General features: G+C 45.7%; 5 protein-coding genes and 1 pseudogene. 2 read left to right on the forward strand and 4 right to left on the reverse strand.

The genetic code is table 11. The features are described from left to right. Positions 1-59: 59 nt before the first annotated feature. Positions 60-380 carry a helix-turn-helix domain-containing protein gene (locus tag FYJ85_RS21580; protein WP_154420767.1) on the forward strand — a complete coding sequence of 107 codons (321 nt, stop codon included), beginning with the start codon at positions 60-62 and terminating at the stop codon, positions 378-380. Positions 381-382: 2 nt separating this feature from the next. Next, positions 383-1,642, forward strand: coding sequence for a type II toxin-antitoxin system HipA family toxin (locus tag FYJ85_RS21585; RefSeq protein ID WP_154420768.1), 1,260 nt, complete (start codon positions 383-385; stop codon positions 1,640-1,642). A gap of 77 nt (positions 1,643-1,719) precedes the next feature. Here FYJ85_RS21585 and FYJ85_RS21590 read toward each other — a convergent pair whose 3' ends face one another. From FYJ85_RS21590 to FYJ85_RS23405, 4 genes and pseudogenes are all read right to left on the reverse strand, one after another. After that, positions 1,720-4,146, reverse strand: a complete 2,427-nt coding sequence (locus FYJ85_RS21590; RefSeq protein ID WP_154420769.1) for an AAA family ATPase — start codon at positions 4,144-4,146, stop codon at positions 1,720-1,722. Continuing rightward, positions 4,146-5,369 carry a hypothetical protein gene (locus FYJ85_RS21595; RefSeq protein ID WP_154420770.1) on the reverse strand — a complete coding sequence of 408 codons (1,224 nt, stop codon included), beginning with the start codon at positions 5,367-5,369 and terminating at the stop codon, positions 4,146-4,148. The genes FYJ85_RS21590 and FYJ85_RS21595 overlap by 1 nt, the downstream gene beginning before the upstream one ends. A gap of 92 nt (positions 5,370-5,461) precedes the next feature. After that, positions 5,462-5,605: pseudogene (locus tag FYJ85_RS24515) on the reverse strand (hypothetical protein); the annotation flags it as partial. Positions 5,606-5,782: 177 nt separating this feature from the next. After that, positions 5,783-6,000 (reverse strand): hypothetical protein (locus tag FYJ85_RS23405; protein WP_206213387.1); only part of this gene is annotated, 218 nt, incomplete at its 5' end.

Here is a 6,000-nt window from a genome sequence, read left to right on the forward strand (position 1 = left end):
ATCATTGACATTCATCATAATCTGTGATAGTTTAAACTGGCATAACTAAGGAGAAAACAATGGCGAAGCGTACCACAGTGCTGTTTCCGAAAACAATTGAGCTGCTGCAGGAGTTCGGCGAGAACCTGCGTCTGGCGCGTTTGCGCCGCAATATCACCTCCGCGCTTCAGGCGGAACGGGCCGGAATCAGCCGGGTGACGCTGTCGCAGATTGAAAAAGGCTCGCCCTCCGTTTCGCTCGGCAGCTATGTGCAGGTGCTGGTTTCACTCGGATTGGAACACGATCTGCTGAAAGTCGCGGCCGACGATGAGCTTGGCCGTAAGTTACAGGATGCCGGCCTAGCCGTCCGCAAACGTGTCACGTCCAGAAGGAACAAGTGAAGATGGAACGAAAAACCGTTTATGTTTACAGTGACTGGCATGCCGATGCGACTCCTCAACTGATGGGTGAATTGCAAATTCAGATTGTTAGGAGGAAAGAGATTTTTGCGTTTGAGTTCAAGCCGGCCTGGCTGAAGTCGAATGACACGCGCATCCTCGATCCTGATCTTCAACTGTTCGCCGGTCCGCAATACGCTGCCGGTAACAAGAACAATTTTGGTCTGTTTCTCGATTCGTCCCCGGACCGCTGGGGGCGGCAATTGATGCGGCGGCGAGAAGCGATCCGGGCACGTAATGAAGAGCGTTCACCGTCCCCGTTGCAGGAGTCCGATTATCTGCTGGGCGTTTACGATGAAACCCGCATGGGAGCGATCCGCTTCAAGTTATCCCCCAACGGAGAGTTTGTCAACAATGATCGTGCGATGGCGGCTCCACCCTGGACCAGCCTGCGCGAGTTGGAAGCCGCCAGCCGCAACTATGAGGATGAATCGCAGTCCGACAATGAACATGAGAAATGGCTGTCGATGCTGATTGCTCCCGGCTCTTCATTGGGAGGCGCACGTCCGAAGGCGAATGTACTCGATCCGGAAGGCAATCTCTGGATTGCCAAGTTTCCGAGTAGAGCGGATTCTGCCGATACGGGAGCCTGGGAAATGGTCGTACATCAACTGGCAAGGCAAGTCGGCCTCCGTCTGCCGGAATGCCGACTTGACAAATTCTCCAAGAATGGCTCTACTTTCCTGACCAGACGTTTCGACCGCAACGGTAACCGCCGCATTCATTTCGCTTCGGCAATGACGCTGCTCGGCAAAACGGATGGAGCTGATTATCAGGCCGGAACCAGTTACCTTGATATTGCCAAATTCATCATGCAGTACGGTGCTCAGCCTGATGCCGACTTGCGGGAACTCTGGAAGCGGATCGTTTTCAGTATAGCAGTAAAGAATACTGACGACCATCTCCGCAACCACGGTTTCCTGCTGACGCCTCAAGGCTGGATACTCTCTCCGGCCTACGACATCAACCCCAATCCGAATGGCGCCGGTCTTGCTCTCAATATCTCGGAAAACGACAATGCCCTTGATTTCGATCTCGCGCGGGAAGTCGCGTCACTTTTCCGAATTGATACAGACGCGGCCGATTCTTTTATCAGGCAGACCGAAGAAAGTGTTCAAAACTGGCGTAAAATCGCTGATCGCTGTGCGCTCAGCCGTCCCGCACAAGACGATATGGCCTCGGCATTTGCTGACAAACACAGATGAAGTAGCAAGTTATCGTCCTGTTGCTTGATGGCAACAGGACGATAGAATATTTTACATGCTGCTCTCTCTGTGATGTGTTAGTCTTCGTCTTTAATGGGACGATATAACGAAGCCGGAGACGTTCCGAGTAGTTTTGCCGTTTCCTCTTTCCCTAATTTCTCTACATTTATGTAATAATCTCTTATCCGATTCCGTTCTTCTGTTGCAGAACGTTCGGGCGAATAGAGATGCCATCTGCCCGGCGACTCCGGCTGATATATTTTAAACGGTTCCTGATTGGTCGCCAACCAACCGGAACGAACCGCCTTAAAGTGAACTTCCATAGGTTCGGCGAGAGAATGAGAGTCTCGTCCTTTTCGCTCTAAATCCATCACGTAAAAGAAAGACTCCAGAATAATCCCATGCCCATACATCTTCGAATCATCGCTGGGTTTGGGATGATTTAAAACTAAAGTGGCAATATTACGCTCGTTAAGCATACGCAACAATGATCGTAATCCTTGATGTGTATTCACCTGATCCTGAAGTTGCGTAAACTCGTGATAAGTATCAATGACAAGAACATCTACCGGATGTTCCGGTTCGCCTTCATCGCTGGCGGCGTCCAACATATCCAAGATTTTCTGATGGTTCTCCGGCAGCGCATAGTTAATTCCTGCCAAGCCAAGTTTAGGCATGTCTTTCCAAATGAAGTTCTTGGAATCTTCATCTTGTTTAACTTTCTCTGTACGCCAATAGAGGTTACATACTCTCTTCAACAGATCATTATGTCCCGTTTCTCCGTTTTCGAAGTCGAGGTATAAAACTTTATAAGAGTTCCAAGCTCCCTTAGAAGCTCCCCAGCGATTTTCTTCAAATAAGCGTGTTTTGCCAACGGCACTGAGACAGGCTGCAATGCTGTGGCTCAAGGCACTTTTCCCCAAGCTCTTGCGAGCATAGAGCATTGTACTTGTTCCACGAATCAGCAGCGGCCAGAGAATGTAATCGAATCTGTCGGATGTGGACAGCTTCTCTTCAGAGGAGAAAGAAATCGAAGTCTTTTGTTCCTGTACAGTTTTCCACCACGCTTCCGGCGGTATGCCAATCCTCTGCTCTGCCGTTTTTCGAATCGTTTCAAACTCTTCCGGCGTCAATATCCGTATATCTTCTTTATAAGGCTGCGGGGGAGCTGCTTTATATGCCGAAATCAACTCTTGAATACTATGCAGAACAGGAAGAGGCCGATACCAGACAGGAACGCGAACAAACTGAAGTTCTACTGCTTGAAATTTCTTCAAATAATCTGCCAGCTTACCGGCTTTCAAACAGGCTTCTTCGAATGTTCTACCTGAATGATTCGTGACAAGCAGATAAGGCAGACGACCTTTTAACGGCTTCCAATCCACCTGATCATAATGTCCATCATCACACATAAAACTGGTGAAAATCAATTTTTCCGGTTTTATCTTTGCTTGATTAAGGGCGGCTATTTCAAGGCTGTCGGTCAATATGACAGGGGCCTCCGGATAAGCAGCCAGCTCCTGCAAATTGAATAAGGATAATTTCTTTTCCCCCGGAACAGCCATACAATATCGTTGAAGAGTATGCTTGACCCGCCAGCGTGTCACAGGCAGGAAATTTTTCCGCTGAAAAGTATCATCATAACACTTCAACACAGTCATAATCGTATAGTTATCTTCATCCTTGAACGGAAAAAGAAACTGTTGCGATTTCTCATACACTTTGGGTTGATATTCTAATAATGGACTTGGCAATCGCTTTGCCGAAAACATGCTTTTTAAGGAATCGTGAACACTTTCAGCTTCACTTTGTCCAGAAATGACAGGCTCGAATGGCATTGCCGAAGCAACATCTTCAAACTGCAAAAGGTGATGAGGCAAAGAGATCGGCGATAACGGCAATGCTTCAGTATGGAAAAAACGACAGATTTTCCACGGAGTATTATGGGAAGTTGATGACTCCGCCAACTGAAAAGTCGAATGCTCAGCAAAATGTTTTTTCAACTCCTCCTGAAGTTTACTGGAACAATTACGCAAAATATCTGCAGCTTTGGAGTCAGTCCAGGGAAAAGAAGGTTCCGCATTTTGTAAATTTCGCGCCAAGAGTTTTTCACATTCATTTCTCTCAAACAATGAATCTTTTATATGCCAGCGTCCACTAATCTGGAAGTAGTCAGTTGTTTCTGTTTTCGTTATGCTGTAACCGGAAAAATGCCAAAAATAACATACATCTATGTAGCTGTAACCGACTGCCGTGGGTGCAGGAAAAGTCGTCGGTGCAGTAACTTGAACCGACAGTGGGGCAGGCAATTTAAGAGTAAGAACATTTTCATTGATGCATACATTGAAAAGCGAAGACAAATCCTCCAGAGAAGCATTATCTATCAGCATGGAAGCACGTGCTTCCATGCTGATAGAATCACGCCAGGCTGTATCCTCCGGAATATTGTCAATCGGCACAAAAAAATTTACAAAGAACTCTTTCAGTTCATTTTGTGTATCCATCAGTAAACCTGCTCAAAGTAATTTACAAAATTTTCCGGAATTTGAACTCCATTGGATTCAGCCAGTAACCGCAATTCCGCAGGAGTGATTTTTTGAATTTGCATATCGCTTAACTGTGTTGCCGGATACATTATCCCGTCCCAGTTATAATCTGTTTCGCACCGGTTGGCCGCCTCCATTTTCATAAAACGAACCACAGGAACACCTTGTTTTTTCATGGCAACTGCAAGGTTCAAAGCAAAAGCAAGATCAAATGTATTTTCAGAAACCAAAATATGATTTTGTTTTTCATACAACTCCCCGCAGGATACATAAGGAATCGAATCAAGTCCGCCAAGAATACATCCCGTTGCCACTGAAGCATTCGGAAATTTCAAACGCATAATGCCGGGGTTATGATAGAGAATCACATGCTCAGTCGCGGGATTACAGATTTTGTCCACGCCCCAAATGGAAACATTGGCACTTTGTTGAAAATATACCTTGAAAGGTCCCGAAAAATTACTACGTGCTCTATAACAATAAGGCAGGATTAAAACCTTTTCCCCTACTGGAATCATTTCAAATGAACTGTTTACATTTCCCCTGTAATCATAAATGTAAAACAACCGACCATATTCGCTACGGTCAGCAAACAAATAAGGTGAAGGCAGAAAGACCCCAGCTATTATTTCCTGACTTGTCCCTCCCCAACTTCCTGTATACTTATATTTGAAAGCAAGTTTTTCGGCCGTCAGATATTCGACTTTTTGAAATCCGTATTCGTCATAACCATACTCCGTTATTGTTTCATCATAAATAAGTAAACGCAAAAAATAAAAGGGAGTATGCCTCAGGTAAGGAAGAGTTACAAGCTGACAATTTCCGTATTGATCGACTTGTGATATCACCAGTTCTTCATTAAAGTTATAGGTAAATGGGAAACGATGACATGTTGTTAGCGGCTGAGAGTTCTTATTGACAGAAACCCAATAATCTCCAATTTGAATTGGTTTCGGAAACGAAATATTTTGTTGATCTAAAGTATTCGAAAGACGCTCGTTCACACGCGACATTTGAATAATTCTCGCTGATTGCTCCCAATCGCAGTTTAGCAAGGTCAACTTCTGCTTTGAAAAATCTTCTGCAACCTTTTCAAAGGGGATCTTCTCTGACAGGCAAATATTTCGCCTGTAGTTTGTATTTGTAATGGGGATAGAAGCCCCCGCCGGTTTCTGTGCCATTGTCATACCTCCTGATATGTTGTGATCTTATCACAAATAATTATGGCGTACTTTACCAAAGTCAATAAACGCTGCATTTCTTTTGCTTTTTCTCATGTTTTTCTTCTAGCACGGAGAGATGATTTCCCTTCATGTTCTCCTATCCAGCAACGTACACTCTCATACAGCAAATCTTTCAATTCGCAATATTCCTGAATCGTTAAACCGCTATCCCAATATTCCGACAACTGTTCCCGCCAGTAGTCACGACACGCCTTTCACGCTCCATTTGCGCCTCCCATCTTTCAAGTTCCGGAGGCAAGATGATCACACTTGGAGAGGATTTCTAGATGGGGCTCACTGGGCATTGGCGTACCGGAAATAAAAGCCGGACTTCATCGCAGTCGGCAAACATGCCGGTTTCGCCGAATATCTCACTGTTTTTTTGATTCCACGGATTCCACATGATCGTCCTCTGTTATTTTTTCAAACCGTCCGGACTCTCCGGAAATCGGGTCCAAAATTGTTCCATCGGCAAAATGGTGGTAGAGAATATGCGCCCCCCAGGCGTGACAATCCGACCGAAGCCAGTTTCCGCCGGGAAAAACCTCCGGGATCGTGCGCATATCAGGTTGATCGGCGGTCTGCAAAT

This window comes from Victivallis lenta (genome assembly GCF_009695545.1).
GTDB classification, from domain to species: domain Bacteria; phylum Verrucomicrobiota; class Lentisphaeria; order Victivallales; family Victivallaceae; genus Victivallis; species Victivallis lenta.